This window comes from Basfia succiniciproducens (assembly GCF_011455875.1).
Classification (GTDB): domain Bacteria; phylum Pseudomonadota; class Gammaproteobacteria; order Enterobacterales; family Pasteurellaceae; genus Basfia; species Basfia succiniciproducens.
Genome location: NZ_CP015031.1, coordinates 810,909 through 828,545, shown reverse-complemented (window position 1 = coordinate 828,545; position 17,637 = coordinate 810,909). Strand labels below are relative to the sequence as shown.

General features: G+C 42.7%; 16 protein-coding genes. 14 read left to right on the top strand and 2 right to left on the bottom strand.

The window, feature by feature from the left end; translation table 11 throughout:
• Nucleotides 1-41: 41 nt before the first annotated feature.
• The 14 genes from fabA to pgi all read left to right on the top strand — a co-directional run bounded on the left by fabA (nt 42) and on the right by pgi (nt 15,297).
• Nucleotides 42-575, top strand: a complete 534-nt coding sequence (gene fabA, locus A4G13_RS03680) for a 3-hydroxyacyl-[acyl-carrier-protein] dehydratase FabA (RefSeq protein WP_090653772.1) — start codon at nt 42-44, stop codon at nt 573-575.
• Between the two features lie 192 nt (nt 576-767).
• A complete protein-coding gene (locus A4G13_RS03675) occupies nt 768-1,232 on the top strand; it encodes a hypothetical protein (protein WP_090653770.1) in 465 nt (154 codons plus the stop codon).
• Between the two features lie 86 nt (nt 1,233-1,318).
• Nucleotides 1,319-2,401, top strand: a complete 1,083-nt coding sequence (gene prfA, locus A4G13_RS03670; protein ID WP_011200366.1) for a peptide chain release factor 1 — start codon at nt 1,319-1,321, stop codon at nt 2,399-2,401.
• 166 nt (nt 2,402-2,567) lie between these two features.
• Nucleotides 2,568-3,521, top strand: coding sequence for a peptide chain release factor N(5)-glutamine methyltransferase (prmC, locus tag A4G13_RS03665; RefSeq protein WP_165898017.1), 954 nt, complete (start codon nt 2,568-2,570; stop codon nt 3,519-3,521).
• Nucleotides 3,518-4,312, top strand: a complete 795-nt coding sequence (locus A4G13_RS03660; RefSeq protein ID WP_090653766.1) for a SirB1 family protein — start codon at nt 3,518-3,520, stop codon at nt 4,310-4,312. Before prmC ends, A4G13_RS03660 begins: the two co-directional genes overlap by 4 nt.
• 24 nt (nt 4,313-4,336) lie before the next feature.
• Complete coding sequence (gene kdsA, locus A4G13_RS03655; RefSeq protein WP_011200363.1) at nt 4,337-5,191, top strand: 3-deoxy-8-phosphooctulonate synthase; 855 nt, start codon at nt 4,337-4,339, stop codon at nt 5,189-5,191.
• 102 nt (nt 5,192-5,293) lie between these two features.
• Entirely contained in the window at nt 5,294-6,235 is a 942-nt protein-coding gene (locus A4G13_RS03650; protein ID WP_090653965.1) for a 2-hydroxyacid dehydrogenase, read from the top strand.
• 118 nt (nt 6,236-6,353) lie between these two features.
• The gene (locus tag A4G13_RS03645; protein WP_090653765.1) at nt 6,354-7,547 is read left to right on the top strand and encodes a lipoprotein-releasing ABC transporter permease subunit; all 1,194 of its coding nucleotides are present in this window, start codon (nt 6,354-6,356) and stop codon (nt 7,545-7,547) included.
• Between the two features lie 59 nt (nt 7,548-7,606).
• Nucleotides 7,607-8,293, top strand: coding sequence for a lipoprotein-releasing ABC transporter ATP-binding protein LolD (gene lolD, locus A4G13_RS03640; RefSeq protein WP_090653763.1), 687 nt, complete (start codon nt 7,607-7,609; stop codon nt 8,291-8,293).
• A gap of 12 nt (nt 8,294-8,305) precedes the next feature.
• Nucleotides 8,306-9,547, top strand: a complete 1,242-nt coding sequence (gene lolE / locus A4G13_RS03635; protein ID WP_090653760.1) for a lipoprotein-releasing ABC transporter permease subunit LolE — start codon at nt 8,306-8,308, stop codon at nt 9,545-9,547.
• Nucleotides 9,548-9,712: 165 nt separating this feature from the next.
• A complete protein-coding gene (aroG, locus tag A4G13_RS03630; RefSeq protein WP_090653758.1) occupies nt 9,713-10,804 on the top strand; it encodes a 3-deoxy-7-phosphoheptulonate synthase AroG in 1,092 nt (363 codons plus the stop codon).
• Between the two features lie 223 nt (nt 10,805-11,027).
• On the top strand, nt 11,028-12,437 hold the full coding sequence (locus A4G13_RS03625) for a replicative DNA helicase (protein ID WP_090653756.1): 1,410 nt from the start codon (nt 11,028-11,030) through the stop codon (nt 12,435-12,437).
• 34 nt (nt 12,438-12,471) lie between these two features.
• The gene (gene alr, locus A4G13_RS03620; protein ID WP_011200356.1) at nt 12,472-13,545 is read left to right on the top strand and encodes an alanine racemase; all 1,074 of its coding nucleotides are present in this window, start codon (nt 12,472-12,474) and stop codon (nt 13,543-13,545) included.
• A gap of 102 nt (nt 13,546-13,647) precedes the next feature.
• Nucleotides 13,648-15,297 carry a glucose-6-phosphate isomerase gene (gene pgi / locus A4G13_RS03615; RefSeq protein ID WP_090653753.1) on the top strand — a complete coding sequence of 550 codons (1,650 nt, stop codon included), beginning with the start codon at nt 13,648-13,650 and terminating at the stop codon, nt 15,295-15,297.
• 122 nt (nt 15,298-15,419) lie between these two features.
• Here pgi and A4G13_RS03610 read toward each other — a convergent pair whose 3' ends face one another.
• Both A4G13_RS03610 and A4G13_RS03605 read right to left on the bottom strand, forming a co-directional pair.
• Nucleotides 15,420-16,067: a YchE family NAAT transporter gene (locus A4G13_RS03610; RefSeq protein WP_090653751.1), complete on the bottom strand. Its 648-nt coding sequence runs from the start codon at nt 16,065-16,067 to the stop codon at nt 15,420-15,422.
• Nucleotides 16,068-16,243: 176 nt separating this feature from the next.
• Nucleotides 16,244-17,449 carry an MFS transporter gene (locus A4G13_RS03605; RefSeq protein ID WP_090653749.1) on the bottom strand — a complete coding sequence of 402 codons (1,206 nt, stop codon included), beginning with the start codon at nt 17,447-17,449 and terminating at the stop codon, nt 16,244-16,246.
• Nucleotides 17,450-17,637: the final 188 nt, after the last annotated feature.

Genomic DNA, 17,637 nt, shown 5'->3' with positions numbered 1-17,637 from the left:
GCTAATATCTGCTAATTCTAATATATTAAGGAAAGTTAAAAATGACTGACAGTTGTACACTAAATAAAAAAAGCTCATATACTTATGAGGATTTATTAGCCTCCGGTCGCGGCGAATTATTTGGTCCGAAAGGGCCGCAACTCCCGGCGCCGACCATGCTAATGATGGATCGGGTTATTGAGATGAACGAAACTGGCGGTAATTACGGCAAAGGTTATGTGGAAGCCGAACTGGATATCAAACCGGATTTATTCTTTTTCGGTTGCCATTTTATCGGTGATCCGGTGATGCCGGGCTGTTTAGGTTTAGATGCAATGTGGCAATTGGTCGGTTTTTATTTAGGCTGGATTGGCGGTGAAGGTAAAGGCCGTGCATTGGGTGTGGGCGAAGTGAAATTTACCGGGCAAATTCTGCCGACGGCGAAAAAAGTTATTTATCGCATTCATTTAAAACGTGTTATTAACCGCAAATTGGTGATGGGTTTGGCTGACGGTGAAGTGGAAGTTGACGGCAGAGTTATTTATACCGCAACGGATTTAAAAGTCGGTTTATTTCAGGATACGTCAACATTCTAATCCGTTTAACTTATTGATAAAAAATCGCTTATGGGTTCCCGTAAGCGATTTTTTTGTTTTCATTCAATAGTGATAAACTGTCCTTAAAAAAGCTGTGATCCGTTTCGCAAAATAAAAAATTTCTTGCTGTATAAACTAAATTTTTCAGTAAAATCATACGGAATTTTAAATTGAATTTATTGGGGAATTTCCATGTTTAAGTGGCAAAAAGGAATTTTGATAGCACTTATGGTGGTGTTAAGCGGTTGTTCGGCAAAACCGTCTCAATCGTTAGATGTAGAAAAAAGCAATAAACCAAAACTGATTGTCGGAACAACAAGTAAGGATAGCCGGGAATTTATTTCCTGCATTGATTCTAAATTGGCGAACAATGAGAACCTACGTTCCCATAAAAAGAAAAGTTACCAAATAAAAAACGGCAAAACGGACAAATATTCCATTATTTCTCAAAAAGGTTATTCATATTTATTATCGGTAAACTGTTCTAAAATCCAGCAAACGGTGATGAATTTCTTTTATTTTCCTCAACAAAAAGAAAATGAGATCCTAGAGCCGATTCTCGCTTGTTTGAGCGCCGTTAATTCGGTAAATTTAAAAACTTATCCTATTGAATCCGTTATTCGGGACATGCCGAATAAGTTCACGGCGTTGCGCTAAAAATTTTTCAATCTTGTCAAAATTATGAAAAATCGTGCTAGAATAGCACGATTTTTTTATGGCTTATTCATTTTAAAGGGAAACCAATGAAACCCAGTATTATTAGTAAACTAGATAGCTTAAACGAACGTTATGAAGAGCTGGAAGCATTGCTAGGTGATGCTTCGGTAATTAGCGATCAGGATAAATTTCGCGCTTACTCAAAAGAATATTCACAATTAGAAGAAGTGGTCAAAACATTTTCACGCTGGAAACAATTAAATTCTAATATCGAAGAAGCGGAACTGTTGCTTGATGACCCGGAAATGAAAGAAATGGCTCAAATGGAAATTGAAGAGTCAAAAAACGAACTTGAAGAAGTCGAACAGCATTTACAGATTTTATTATTGCCACGCGATCCGAACGATGAATATAACGCCTATTTAGAAATCCGTGCCGGAACAGGCGGTGATGAAGCGGGTATTTTCGCCGGCGATTTATTCCGTATGTACAGTCGTTATGCCGAAATGAAAAGATGGCGTGTTGAAGTGCTTAGTGAAAATGAAAGCGAACAAGGCGGATATAAAGAGATTATCGCTTTAGTGAGCGGTGATAACGTTTACGGGCAGCTTAAATTCGAATCGGGCGGTCACCGTGTGCAACGCGTACCCAAAACCGAATCGCAAGGCCGTATTCATACGTCTGCCTGTACCGTTGCGGTGATGCCGGAACTACCTGAAAGCGAAATGCCGGAAATTAATCCGGCGGATTTACGTATTGATACTTACCGGGCATCCGGTGCCGGTGGCCAGCATATCAATAAAACCGACTCTGCCGTGCGTATCACCCATATTCCGACAGGGATGGTGGTGGAATGTCAGGATGAACGTTCGCAACACAAAAACAAAGCGAAAGCCTTGGCAGTATTAGCTTCGCGTTTGGTACAGGCGGAGCAGGATAAATTAGCTGCCGAACAGGCTACGACCCGTCGTAATTTATTAGGTTCGGGCGACCGTTCGGATAAAATCCGTACTTATAACTATCCGCAGGGCCGTGTGACGGATCACCGTATTAATTTAACTGTATATCGCCTGGATGAAGTGATGAACGGTAAAATCGATGAATTGATTCAACCAATCATCACCGAATACCAGGCGGATCAACTGGCGGCGTTATCGGATCAACCATAAGGTTCTTCAAAGGGTGGGCTTGCAGGCTTGCCTTTTTCCTGTTTATCCCGCACATTCTTTTAGGGTCTGTTTATAAAAGATAAACGGACCCTAATACTTGTCGAAAATTCAAGAGAAAAGAACGATGAAATCAGGGATTAGGTTTAAACAACTAACTGAGGATTTTATGGTAATCGGTGAAGAAATCACAATAACAAAAATTTACCCCCAAACATATCAACAATGGCTGGCGTTTGCTGAAGACAGCTTACAGGATATGACGAAGCAAGATCCTTATGCCAATCCGAAGGTTGATGCAAATCGGTTGCTGCAATTTGTTACCCAAAAAAGCAAAAGTACGATTATCGCTTTTTCGGATACTTTATTAACGGAAAATGAATCGGCGCTTTTATCGCAATACTTAGTACGCCGTTGTGAAGGCGAACCTATAGCCTACATTCTCGGCGAACAGGATTTTTGGTCGTTGAATTTAGAGGTCTCGCCGGATACTTTGATTCCCCGTCCTGATACGGAAATTTTAGTGGAAAAAGCCTTAGAATTTGCAAAATTTCGCTTAAATTCACCGCACTTTTCAGGTGAATTAGCCATTCTTGATCTTGGTACGGGAACCGGCGCCATCGCTTTAGCCTTAGCGGCGGAATTAGCGCCGATTAGCCAAAAGTGCGGTGCAAAATTGCGGATTTTAGGTGTGGACCTGACGAACGGTGCCATCGAACTTGCTAAGCGGAACGCCCTGAGAAATCAATTGCCGCAAGTTGAATTTTTACAAAGCAATTGGTTTGAACAACTGGAAAACCGGCAATTTGACATTATAGTCGGTAACCCGCCTTATATTGACCGTCAGGACGAGCATTTAGCTTTGGGAGACGTGCGTTTTGAGCCCTTAACGGCATTGGTGGCGGAAGACTCGGGATATGCGGATTTGCGGCATATTATCGAGCGGGCGCCGTTTCATTTAAAACACCAGGGCTGGTTAATATTAGAGCACGGTTGGCAGCAAGGGCAAAAAGTGCGGTCGATTTTTAATGAATTTTCACAAAATTACTGGCAACAGGTTGCAACAATGAAAGATTATGGCGACAATGAACGCATTACTCTTGGTTGTTGGAATAAAGAATGAAGTATTATCAAAAAGCCTTATATGACGAAATGACCTCTTTTTATCTCATCACCTGTGATGATGAAGGGGATGAATTGAGGCGTATCCGTTCGTTAATAGGCGGTTTGGTTCGAAAAGCCCGTCAGGTTATCGGGCAAGAGGGTGACGATAAAGTCCGAATCCATCAATTATTACAGCTTTTCTATGGCGACTGGGGATTTCATTGCGATCCGGAACATTATTTTGAAGCGGAGAATCTATATCTCGCCTATGTACTGGAAACTCATTCCGGTATGCCCGTTAGTTTGGGCGCATTGCTGTTGTATCTGGCAGACAGCTTAAAGCTACCGCTTTATCCGGTAAATTTTCCGACCCAGTTGATTTTACGGGCTGAAGTTGATAATGAAGTGGCGTTTATCGACCCTTGGAACGGTCATTACCTATCGCAAGCTCATTTGCAGAAATTATATGAAGGCGCGTTCGGTTTCGGGGCGGAAATCAGTAGTGAAGAACTTGAGCGAGCGGATGTAAATACATTGCTTAACCGCTTTAGACAGCTGGCTAAAAACGCCTTGATTCGGGAAAACCGTAATGATGCGGCATACCGATATATTGCCTCGTTGCTGCGTTATCACCCGGAAGACCCTTATGAAATCCGTGACCGTGGGCTAGTATTGGCGCAAATGGGTTGCTATCAGGCGGCGGCGGAGGATTTGCAGTATTTTGTGGATCAATGTCCGCAGGACCCCACCTCATTTTTATTAACGGCGCAACTTGCCGAATTAAAAGATCATTTTTCTGAACTCCACTAAAGAAATTAACTATAGGAATTAACTATGCAAAATAAAATTGTCCGTATAGGCGATATTAACGTCGCAAATGACAACCCCTTTGTATTATTCGGCGGTATGAACGTGCTTGAGAGCCGCGATATGGCGATGCAGGTCTGTGAAAAATACGTTGAGGTAACAAATAAACTCGGCGTACCTTATGTTTTTAAAGCTTCTTTCGACAAAGCGAACCGCTCGTCTATCCATTCCTATCGCGGTCCGGGCATGGAAGAAGGGTTAAAAATTTTCCAGGAGTTAAAACAAACTTTTGGTGTGAAAATCATCACCGATGTGCATGAAATTTACCAATGTAAACCGGTGGCGGAAGTGGCGGATGTGATTCAATTGCCGGCTTTTTTAGCCCGTCAAACGGATTTAGTGGAAGCTATGGCTCGCACCGGTGCGGTTATTAATGTAAAAAAACCGCAATTTTTAAGTCCGGGTCAAATGGGCAATATCGTAGAAAAAATTGAAGAGTGCGGTAACGATAAAGTGATTTTGTGCGATCGCGGTTCAAACTTTGGCTATGACAATTTAGTAGTGGATATGCTCGGTTTCGGTGTGATGAAAAAAGTATCGAAAGGAGCGCCGGTTATTTTTGACGTCACCCATTCGTTACAATGCCGCGATCCTTTTGGGGCGGCTTCCGGCGGTCGTCGCGATCAAGTAACCGAACTTGCCCGTGCGGGCTTAGCGGTGGGAATTGCCGGCTTGTTTTTAGAGGCTCATCCGGATCCGAATAATGCTAAATGCGACGGTCCTTCCGCATTGCCGTTATCCGTATTGGAAGGTTTTGTCAGTCAAATGAAAGCGTTAGACGATTTGGTTAAATCATTTCCACAATTAGATACCTCGAAATAATTTCATTGAATGATGAAAAGTGCGGTAGTTTTTACCGCACTTTTTTTGTATGCTATTTCTCATATTAAAGACGAACTTTATTTACCTAAACAAGGAGCTTTTATGAAAATTGTTTTCTTAGACAGCACGGCGCTTCCTCCTCATTTGCCGATTCCACGTCCTGATTTTGATCACGAATGGATTGATTATCCTTATACCGGTGCGGAACAAACAGTGGAACGGGCAAAGGATGCGGATATTGTGGTTACCAGCAAAGTTATTTTTTCCCGCGAAGTGATGGAACAATTGCCTAAGTTAAAATTAATCGCATTAACGGCAACGGGCACAAATAACATTGATCTTATCGCTGCAAAAGAATTGGGCATTAGGGTTAAAAATGTTGCCGGCTATTCATCGGTAACCGTACCGGAACATGTGTTAGGGTTAATATTTTCATTAAAACACAGCCTTGCCGGTTGGTATCGGGATCAGTTGGATGGGAAATGGGGCGAGTCTAAACAGTTCTGTTATTTTGATTACCCGATCACGGATATTCGCGGCTCGGTGTTGGGTGTGGTAGGAAAGGGTTGTTTAGGGACTGAAGTCGGACGTTTGGCAAGCGCACTTGGTATGAAAGTACTTTATGCGGAACATCGGAACGCGCAGTCCTGCCGTGAAGGTTATACGCCTTTTGATGAGGTACTGAAACAGGCGGATATCGTCACGTTGCACTGCCCGCTAACGGAACACACAACAAACCTGATTAACAAAGAAACTTTGTCGCTTTTCAAAAAAGGTGCGTTTTTAATCAATACCGGCAGAGGTCCTTTAGTGGACGAACAGGCATTGTTGGATGCGTTAAAATCCGGGCATTTGGCCGGTGCGGCGATTGATGTAATGATTAAAGAACCGCCGGAAAAAGATAATCCGCTAATTGTTGCGGCGAAAACCATGCCGAATCTGCTCATTACTCCGCATATCGCTTGGGCGTCGGATAGTGCGGTTACCACTTTAGTCAATAAAGTACGCGATAATATTGAAGAGTTTGTCGCCACCGGAAAATAAACGTATAATCACCCCATTTGCTCGATGAGAGTGGATGGGGTTTCCTCTCGGATGTTTCCATCTGTCATTTTCATCTTATTTAAATGTGATTCAAACAGGTTAGATACCTAAAGGTAATATGAATTTCCCAGTTTCCCTTTATATCGCGCTGCGTTACTGGCGGGCTAAAAGTGCGGATCGTTTCGCCCGATTAGTGACTAATTTGGCCAGCTCGGGCATTGTGCTTGGTGTGATGGCGCTGATTATTGTGTTGTCTGTCATGAACGGTCTGGAAAAACATCAAAAACAACAGGTGTTATCCGGCATTCCTCATGCCGTATTAATGCCGCAGGAAGGTTATTTGGATTTACAAGCCGCCCAACCGGCCATGCCGGATTTTGTGCGCCAGGCGGTACCGATTAATAGCACGAATGTTATTTTACAAACCGCGCAAGGTGTGAGCGCAGGGCATATTATCGGCGTGCAAAAACCAAGCGATGATTTAATTCTGGATTATTTAACCCAACAGCAACTTAGCGAATTACTGCCTGCCGGCGAATTTAAAATTCTGATAGGCAACAGGTTGGCGGATAAGCTCCGTCTGAATATCGGCGATAAAGTACGCTTAATGATCACCGAAAACAGCCAATATACGCCTTTCGGACGAGTACCGACACAGCGCTTGTTTACTGTCAGCGATATTTATTTTTCCGATAATTCCGAAGTTTCCGACTATGAAATTTTTGCTAATTTGTCGGATATCGGGCGTTTAATGCGCATTCGACCGGAGCAGGTGCAAGGTTATCGGTTATTTTTAGACGATCCTTTTCAAATTACCGCATTGCCGCAATTTTTTTCTGCGGATAAATGGAAATTAGAGGATTGGCGCAGCCAAAAAGGTGAATTTTTCCAGGCGGTACGCATGGAAAAAAATATGATGGGGTTATTAATCAGCCTGATTATTATTGTGGCGATTTCCAATATCATTACTTCATTGAGTTTGATGGTAGTAGACAAACAAGGAGAAATTGCCATTTTGCAAACTCAAGGATTAAACAAGCGACAGGTTCGCCGTATTTTTATTTTGCAAGGTTTTTTAGTGGGGCTGGTCGGTACAATAATCGGTACTATATTAGGCGTGCTCATTACGCTGAATTTAGCCGATATTATTGAGTTATTCGGTCAACGCGGCATCTTTTTACCTACTTCTTTGGAATTGGGGCAAATTATCGTTATTGTGGCGTTCTCATTATTATTGTCGCTGTTATCCACTATTTATCCCGCTTATCGGGCGGCAAAAGTGGAACCGGCGGAAGCATTGAGATATGAATAAGTAAAAGTGCGGTCAAAATTTAAAGAATTTTACCTCCGGATAAAAATAGAACAGCAATTATGAACAACGGAATTTTATTAAATTGTCAGAATCTGACTAAAGATTACATTGAAGGGTCGGTAACAACCCGAGTTTTAAAAGACGTCACTTTTTCTATGAACGATAAGGAACTGGTGGCGATTGTAGGCAGTTCAGGGTCCGGCAAAAGTACTTTATTACATACTTTAGGCGGGTTGGATCAACCTACTTCGGGCGAAGTCTTTATTAAAGGCAAATCTCTGCAAAAAGCCTCGCAAGACGAATTGGCGAAATTGCGCAATACTTATTTGGGGTTTGTTTATCAGTTCCACCATTTAATGGCGGATTTTACCGCGCTGGAAAACGTGTTAATGCCGATGTTAATCGGTAATCAGAATAAAACCGAAGCTAAAGATCGTGCGGAAAAAATGCTCAATGCGGTGGGGTTGTCTCACAGAATTACTCATAAACCGTCCGCACTTTCCGGCGGCGAACGGCAACGGGTTGCGATTGCCCGCGCGTTGGTTAATAATCCCGCGTTGGTATTAGCGGACGAACCGACGGGAAACCTCGACCATAAAACCACGGAAAGTATTTTTGAACTGATTCAACAACTGAATGAGGAACAAGGCATCGCATTTTTACTGGTCACCCATGATTTAAATTTAGCCGAAAAGCTGAATCGTCGTTTAATTATGCAAGACGGCGTATTGCGGCCGGAAATGTAACGGTGGATTTCAATGAATACTCCATTTTTTATTAGCTGGCGTTATCAACGGGCAAAACAGAAAAATCGTTTGGTTTCCCTCATTGCGTTATTTTCCAGTATCGGTATTGCGTTAGGCGTTGCGGTGTTAATCCTCGGGTTAAGCGCCATGAACGGTTTCGAGCGAGAGCTAAATAACCGTATTTTAGCCGTTGTGCCGCACAGTGATATCACCGCTTATCAAGACGGGCGGATTAACGATCGGCAAGATCTGGAACGACGCCTGATGGCAAATTCCGATATTAAAGCGGTTTCGCCTTACGTAAGTTTCACCGCATTAGTGGAAAACGGAGCAAAATTGAAAGTGGTTCAGGTTCACGGCGTTGATCACAAAATGCTGGACAACGTGAGTTCGTTAGGCAAATTCGTGTTGAATAACGGCTGGCAACAATTTACCGAACGGGGCGGATTAGTGCTGGGTTCGGGCATCGCCAGAGATTTAAATGTGTCGGAGGGCGATTGGGTTACATTGCTCATTTCGCAAAATACGAACGGTGCTCAGCTTTCTCAGCCCGCCCGCGAACGTGTTCAGGTGACCGGTATTTTGCGCTTGGACGGGCAGCTTGACCATAGTTATGCATTAATTCCTCTCGCCACCGCGCAGGAATTTTTGGGTTTTGCCAAAAATGAAATAAGCGGTATTGAAATGAAAGTAGCGGATCCGTTTAAGGTTCAGCAACTTAATTTTGCTAATCTTAACGATTATCCGCAAATGCTGAATTTACAGACCTGGATCAACAAATTCGGTTATATGTACCGTGATATTCAGCTGATTCGGACAGTTATGTATATTGCCATGGTATTAGTTATCGGCGTTGCCTGTTTTAATATTGTTTCCACCCTGATTATGGCGGTAAAAGACAAAGCGGGCGATATCGCCATTATGCGCACCCTCGGCGCAAACAACGGTTTTATTAAACGTATTTTTATCTGGTACGGGCTGCAAGCCGGCATGAAAGGCTGTTTAATAGGAATAATTCTCGGCGTTATTTTATCGTTAAATCTCACCTCAATTATTAAAGCCGTCGAAAGCCTGCTAGGGCATAAATTATTGTCGGACGGTATTTATTTTGTGGACTTTTTACCCAGCGAACTACACTGGCAAGACGTTTTATTAGTACTGGTTGCTGCTTTAATGTTAAGTTTATTGGCAAGTTTATACCCGGCTAACAGGGCGGCAAAATTGCAACCGGCGCAGGTTTTGAGCGGCCATTAATAAAAATAACAATGTACTAGTTTACCAATGCAAAATTAAGTGGTAGAGTAATCTCACTTAACATTAGGGTCTGTTTATAAAAGATAAATAGACCCTAAGCACTTGATAAGCTTTAAAGTGCGGTTAAATTTTTCTATTTTTCGGATGATATACAGAGAGTTGATTATGCCTACAAAAAACAAAAATAATATTCGTGTCGCAAACGACGATACCAGAATTGCCAATATCGAACAGTTGCTTCCGCCGGTCGCTTTATTGGAAAAATATCCGGCAAGCAATGTCGCCGTTAAAACGGTCAGAAACGCCCGCAATAAAGCCCATCAAATTATTCACGGTGAAGATGATCGCCTGTTGGTGATTATCGGTCCTTGTTCGATTCATGATCCTAAAGCGGCGCTTGAATATGCCAACCGCATGGCGAAAATGCGCGAAAAATATAAAGATGCCTTAGAAATCATCATGCGCGTTTATTTTGAAAAACCGCGTACTACCGTGGGTTGGAAAGGGTTAATTAACGATCCGTATTTAAACGATACCTATGCATTAAACGACGGTTTACGTATTGCGCGCAAACTATTATCAGACATCAATGATCTCGGTTTGCCGACGGCGGGTGAATTTTTAGACATGATCACCCCGCAATATGTGGCTGATTTCATGAGCTGGGGCGCAATTGGCGCCCGTACCACGGAATCGCAGGTTCATCGTGAACTGGCTTCCGGTTTGTCTTGTGCGGTGGGCTTTAAAAACGGCACGAACGGCGGTGTGAAAATCGCTTTAGACGCTATTGGTGCGGCGGAAGCTTCCCACCATTTCTTATCGGTCACTAAATTCGGGCATTCGGCGATTGTTTCAACAAAAGGTAATCTGGATTGCCATATTATTTTACGCGGCGGTGATAAAGGTACGAATTATGATGCGGAAAATATCGCAAAAGTTTGTGCTAATATCGAGAAAAGCGGCCGTATCGGTCATGTAATGATCGACTTCAGCCATGCTAACAGCAGTAAACAGTTCAAAAAACAAGTGGAAGTTTGTCATGATGTCGCAAAACAAATCGCACAGGGGTCAAATCAAATTTTCGGCGTGATGGTTGAAAGCCACTTGGTTGAAGGTCGTCAGGATTTAGTAAACGGAAAAGCGGAAACTTACGGTCAAAGTATCACCGATGCCTGTATCGGCTGGGATGACACGGAAATCGTGTTACAAGAACTGTCCGATGCGGTAGCCGCTCGTCGCAAAGTCAACGGCAAATAACCAAAACTTTTAAAATTTTGACCGCACTTTAGGCAACTTAAGTGCGGTTTTTATTATTTGTTTAAGCGGTAATCCGACGGGCTTTTAATTCGATCTTTGATATATGTCTATTTTCTATAAAACTTAGCGTTTTTAGACCGCACTTTTCTTTTTTTCCCTTAAATGTTAGCGCAAATTGGTATATGATATAGCGGTTTTTTCAGTTTTAATTGAGAGCTTTTTCATGGCAAGACAACCTTCCCAATCACCCGATAAACAGACTGCGCAAATCAATATTCCGCCTCATTCCATTGAAGCGGAACAAGCGGTGCTCGGCGGAATTATGCTGAATAATTCCCATTGGGAAAATGTTGTTGAACATGTGATTACCGAAGATTTTTATACCGCCGCTCACCGTTTGATTTTTAGAGAAATGGAGGAGTTGGCGCGGCAAAATCATCCGATTGATTTAATTACGCTCGATCAGGCGCTGAAAAACAAAGGCGTGGTGGAGGATGTGGGCGGTTTTGCTTATCTGGCGGAATTATCCAAAAATACGCCGAGTGCGGCGAATATCATTGCCTATGCGGATATTGTGCGTGAAAAGGCGGTACTGCGCGAATTAATCGGCGTCGGTAATACCATCGCACAAAGCGCTTATTCCCCGAAAGGGCGAGACGTCAAAGAGATACTGGATGAAGCCGAGCGGGAAGTGTTCAAAATTGCGGAAAAGCGCAGCGCTGAAAATGAAGGCCCCGAGAATATTTTAAATATTTTAGAACGCACTATTGATAAAATCGAATTCTTATCCAAAAACCAACATGCAAACGGCGGGGTAACGGGGGTTACTACGGGCTTTAAAGATTTAGATAAGAAAACCGCGGGTTTACAGCCTTCGGATCTGATTATTGTGGCGGCGCGTCCGTCTATGGGTAAAACTACTTTTGCCATGAATCTCTGTGAGAACGCTGCGCTTTCCAGTGAAAAACCCGTGTTGATTTTTAGTCTGGAAATGCCGGCGGATCAAATTATGATGCGTTCGTTGGCTTCGCTTTCCCGTGTGGATCAAACTAAAATCCGCACCGGTCAAATTACCGAAGATGACGAATGGGCGCGTATTTCAAGCACCATGGGGATGTTGACCAATAAACCCAATATGTACATTGACGATTCGGCGGGTTTAACGCCGACGGAATTACGTTCCCGAGCTAGACGGGTTTATCGTGAAAACGGCGGTCTGAGCCTGATTATGATCGATTACTTGCAATTAATGCGGGCGCCGGGCTTTGATAACCGTACTCTTGAAATCGCTGAAATTTCCCGCTCTCTGAAAGCCTTGGCAAAAGAACTGGAAGTACCGGTGGTGGCGTTGTCACAGCTAAACCGGACTTTGGAAAACCGTACGGATAAACGCCCTGTGAACTCGGATTTAAGGGAATCCGGATCTATCGAGCAGGATGCGGACCTGATCATGTTTATTTATCGTGACGAAGTGTACCATGAGACAACGGAAGAAAATCACAATGTAGCAGAAATTATCATCGGTAAACAGCGTAACGGGCCTATAGGACGAGTGCGTTTGACCTTTCAAGGGCAATATTCCCGTTTTGATAATTATGCAGGCGGCCATCAATTTAATGATGACGATTATTAGCAGTAAAACGCTATTTTTATAGCAAAGAGTCGATATGAAACCAGCAACAGTAAAAATCAGTTCAGTTGCACTGAAACATAATATTCAAATAATTAAACAGAAAGCACCGCACAGTAAAATCATCGCTGTGGTGAAAGCAAATGCTTACGGACACGGCGTTGAATTTGTCTCTTCTACTTTAGAGAATTTAGTTGATGGTTTTGGTGTGGCGCGTTTAGCCGAAGCCCTTAGCGTCCGTTCTAACGGCGTAACCAAACCGATCCTTTTGTTGGAAGGTTTTTTCTCTCCTAAAGATTTACCCATTCTTTCCGTCAATAATATTCAAACCGTCGTACATAACCAGGATCAATTGGATGCAATTAAACGGGCGAATCTTGAAAATCCGATAAAAGTCTGGCTGAAAATTGATACGGGCATGCACCGTTTAGGTGTTAGTCTGGAAGAGGTGGATTATTACTATAACGAATTGATGAATTGTCCGAATGTGGATGAAGTGGGGTTTGTAAGCCATTTCAGCCGCGCTGACGAAACCGACAGCGATTATACCAATATTCAGTTAAATCGCTTTTTGGATGCCACAAAAAACAAAAAAGGCAACCGCACTATTGCGGCTTCCGGCGGCATTTTATTTTGGGAAGATTCCCATTTGGAATATATTCGTCCGGGGATCATTATGTATGGCGTATCGCCGATTAATATTCCGAGCAGTGAATACGGTTTGATCCCGGTGATGACCTTGACCTCTTCACTAATTGCCGTGCGTGATCATAAAAAAGGCGAGCCTGTGGGTTACGGCGGTATTTGGGTGAGCGAGCGGGATACGAAAATCGGCGTGGTGGCGATTGGCTACGGTGACGGTTATCCCCGCAATGTGCCGGCGGGTACACCGATTTATATTAATGGACGCCGGGTGCCGATTGTCGGCCGCGTATCTATGGACATGGTTACGGTGGATCTCGGTCCCGATTGTAAAGACAAAGTAGGCGATGAAGCGGTTCTTTGGGGGAAAGAATTGCCAATCGAGGAAGTGGCGGAAATTACCGGTCTGCTAAGTTATGAATTAATGACCAAATTAACGCCGCGGGTTCTTACGGAATATGTTGATTAAAACTATCAAATGTATAATTAAAACAAACGATGAGTTTTAGTTATAACCTGATACTATTTTCAAACATCAGTTTTCAATTCAATCTTAAATAAGGAAAATACTATGCAAAATATTAATCCTACTAGCACAGCTGCATGGAAAGCGTTAGAAGCGCATAAAGGGACGTTAGAAAATACGACGATTAACGATCTTTTCCAACAGGAAAAAAATCGTTTTGCGGATTATTCATTAACATTCAATAATGAAATTCTGGTGGATTTTTCTAAAAACAAAATTACTCAGGAAACCTTAAATTTATTACGCCGGTTAGCAAAAGAGTGCGCGCTGGACGAAGCTAAAGAAGCCATGTTCAGCGGCGAAAAAATCAATTGTACGGAAAATCGCGCCGTGCTGCATACCGCATTGCGTAACCGTTCAAATACGGCGGTATTGGTTGACGGTAAAGATGTGATGCCGGAAGTTAACGAAGTTCTGGCAAAAATGAAAGCGTTCAGCGAACGCGTGATTTCCGGTGAATGGAAAGGTTATACCGGCAAGGCTATTACCGATGTGGTGAATATCGGTATCGGCGGTTCGGATTTAGGTCCTTACATGGTTACCGAGGCTCTGCGCCCTTATAAAAATCACTTGAATATGCATTTTGTCTCCAATGTTGACGGTACGCATATTGCGGAAGTGTTCAAGAAAACCAATCCTGAAACCACGTTATTTTTAGTGGCGTCAAAAACCTTTACCACCCAAGAAACCATGACTAACGCCAAATCCGCCCGCGATTGGTTCCTGGCTACGGCAAAAGATGAAAAACATGTGGCAAAACATTTTGCCGCGCTTTCGACTAATGCGGCGGAAGTGGAAAAATTCGGTATCGATACCGACAATATGTTCGGTTTCTGGGACTGGGTCGGCGGACGTTATTCATTATGGTCGGCTATCGGTCTTTCCATTATTCTTTCCGTGGGTTTTGAAAACTTCGAAGCCTTATTAAGCGGTGCGCACGAAATGGATAAACATTTCCGCAATACTCCGATTGAGCAAAATATTCCCGCAACCCTTGCATTAGTGGGGTTATGGAACACCAATTTCCAAGGCGCACAAACCGAAGCTATTTTACCTTATGACCAATATATGCATCGTTTTGCCGCTTATTTCCAACAAGGCAACATGGAATCCAACGGTAAATATGTAGGTCGCGACGGCAAAGTTATCAGCAATTATCAAACCGGTCCGATTATTTGGGGCGAACCGGGCACCAACGGTCAACATGCGTTTTATCAATTAATTCACCAGGGAACCACCTTGATTCCTTGCGATTTCATCGCACCGGCGAAAACCCATAATCCGCTGGCGGATCACCATAACAAATTGTTGTCTAATTTCTTCGCGCAAACGGAAGCGCTTGCTTTCGGTAAAACCAAAGAAACGGTGGAAGCAGAATTTTTGAAAGCGGGTAAAAGCTTAGACGAAGTAAAAGATGTGGTGCCGTTTAAAGTCTTCACCGGCAACAAACCGACCAACTCAATTTTATTGCAAGAAATCACACCGTTCAGTTTAGGCGCATTAATTGCCATGTACGAACACAAAATTTTCGTTCAAGGTGTGATTTTCAACATCTTCAGCTTCGATCAATGGGGAGTGGAATTGGGCAAACAGCTGGCAAACCGTATTCTGCCGGAGTTAAGCGGCGATGAGCAGGTAACCGGCCACGACAGCTCAACCAACGGTTTAATTAACCAATTTAAAGCCTGGCGTTAAGCTTTCCGATTGCTTATAAAATAAAAAAGTGCGGTGAAAATTTTCAAAATTTCAACCGCACTTTTTTGTTTATGGAAGAAACCGTTGATTTCAGTTTCTTCTTTAGTAAAGATAAACAGACTCTAATGAATTAATCCCGGGAACAGCTTGGTAATGCCGACCACAATACTTTCAATACCTAACGACATCAAAATCAACCCCATAATACGGGTCACTACATTACTGCCCGTTTTACCCAGCGCATTGACGATTGTCGGGCCCGAACGGAATAATCCGTAACATAACAGGGAAAACAGGATAATCGCAAAGCTAAAACCAATCCAGTCGAACCAGCTTGAATATTGAGAAGCCCATACGATAGTGGAACTAATCGCACCGGGGCCGGCTAAAATAGGCATTGCCAAAGGCACGACGGCGATACTGTTCATATTAGCGAAGTCGGCGTTTTTTTCATCTTTATTCTGTTTATCTTCGCCGAGTTTACCGCTAATCATGGTCATCGCAATGCTAATGATCAAAATCCCGCCGGCAATGCGGAATGAGTTAATTGAAATACTGAACAGGCTCAGAATAATTTTGCCAAAAAATAAACTTACCAGCAAAATCACCCCTACAGAAAATGAAGTGATTAAATTAGTATGATTACGTTCAGCCTTGGTTTGATGATTTGTCATATTGACAAAAACAGGCAAAACACCAAACGGATTAATCACCGCCACCAAACCTAAAAAGAATTTTGCATAGATTGGTGAGTTTTGAATAAATTCCATGTTACCCCCTGCGATGAAATTTCAAATAAAACGCGATGCATTATGTTGGAAAACAATGAGATATTCAATCGGTATTCGGATTATTTTTCAAAGCACTTAAAGTGCGGTAGAATTTTGAGGAATTTTCGATGAGTCCGCTCCTCAAGGTAAGAGGGGCGGAAAGAGTTGAACGACATCTAAACGGATTTTACTTTACTCATGCTAAATAAGGACACCGCCACAAGCACAATCGAAATATAAAATACCGAACTATAATTCCAAATTTGAGCGATTATTCCTACAAAAGGACCGGCAACAATCCAGCTGCTTTTTGCCGCATTGCTGAATAGAGTAGTGGCAGAACCCATTTTACCGGGCATAAGATCCTGAAAATAAACCATGCCAAGAGTGGCAATAATACCGATAAATATAGCATTGAATGCCTGTAACGCTACAAGTTGCCAGGTTTGTTCTGCAAACAGCATACCGATATAAAAAAATAATCCCATGAAAAGTGCGGTCAGAATTAAGGATTTTTTTGTTAAGTATTTCGTTAGATAACCGGCAATCAGCATCACCGGAATTTCCAATCCTGCCGCCGTTCCCATTAAAATACCGGCTAACCGTTCGGATAAATGCAGCTCGTTGATCACATGTAACGGCATACTGATTAAATACATCCCGTTACAGCTCCACATCAGAAAACAAGTGATAAAAAGCAACCTAATGCTTTGTTTATCACTTTGCTTTTTATTTTTTGCCGGCAAACCGGCAACCTCATCCGGTTTTGTTGCAGATACAACGGCTTTACGCGGCACATAAGGAAGCAGCGCTTTGGCAATAATCGCACATAATAAAAATGCGGAAGCGGCAACCATATACATATATTCGAATCCCCAACCTAATGCAATGGAGAAGGAAAGCGGCGGCCCTACAATCCAGGCGAGGGAAATTTGTGTCCGCATAATGGTGGTGAACATTATCGCTTCACGTTTCGTATAATCCGCATATTCCCGGGCGAGCGCAAAAGCCTGCGGATTTGCAGACGAGCCTAATGACAATAAAAATGTGGCAAAAAACATGAGTACATAATAATTTCGGTTGTAGGCGAAAGTAATGCAGCCGCCGATAGCAAGCAAACTGCAAAAAATAATGATCTTGCGCCGATCATCCTGGCTGTCCGAATATTTAGCCAGAATCTGACTTAATACAATGCCTAAAACGGCATTCGAGGTATAAAACATTCCCACCATAAAAGGTGAAACCTGAATTTCCTGGGCAAGAAACAAACTCAGGGTCGGTGTTTGAAAAGAAGAGGCGATGCCGGTTAAAAAAGCCGTCAGTAAAAAGGCAAATGCTACGACATTCACCGGCTTTTGTTTGCTATTTTCCGTGGTATTCATAATTTTTATCCGTTTTAGAAATGCTTTTAAGCGCAATTTGGCGGGAGAGGTTTCCGCTTTATTCGGCGAAAAGAAAAATATTTATAGAATCAGCTATATTTTAGGCTAATTTAGCTAAAAGGTGGTGAGTTTTTAGGGAAAATATGATAAAAATAGCAGGTCTATTCACTATTACATTTATATAGGAA